The organism is Robertmurraya sp. DFI.2.37 (assembly GCF_029211245.1).
In the GTDB taxonomy this organism is placed as follows: Bacteria; Bacillota; Bacilli; order Bacillales; family Cytobacillaceae; genus Robertmurraya; species Robertmurraya methanolica_A.
Genome location: NZ_JARGEJ010000476.1, coordinates 1 through 327, shown reverse-complemented (window position 1 = coordinate 327; position 327 = coordinate 1). Strand labels below are relative to the sequence as shown.

Below are 327 nucleotides of genomic sequence, written 5' to 3'. Positions count from 1 at the left end.
GCCAATATGAATCGGGATCGCAAGCTTAGCTAAGTTAGGTAGTCCGTCATCTAAAAACAATTCTTTATCTTGATAGCGTTGCACGATCTCTCCAACTATCCATTCCTGATCGGCAATCGTTGTGATACTTTTCACTTCACATTCATAGGCAAAATAGGCATCCGTCAAAACCGGAATATCTGCTTTTAAACCGTTCTCGTAGGGGATATTAAATGATTGAAATTTATCAATTTCTGAGCCGCTGCACGTACCAACCGCTTGGATAAACTCAGAACAATTTGCTGGTAAAAAATGAACACCAAACACGCCACTTTTCTCAATCATATG

At 39.8% G+C, this 327-nt stretch carries 1 protein-coding gene; it reads right to left on the bottom strand.

The window, feature by feature from the left end; translation table 11 throughout:
- Positions 1-327, bottom strand: a 327-nt coding sequence (locus tag PZE06_RS27370; RefSeq protein ID WP_275792298.1) for a flavin reductase family protein, incomplete at both ends; no start/stop codon positions are given.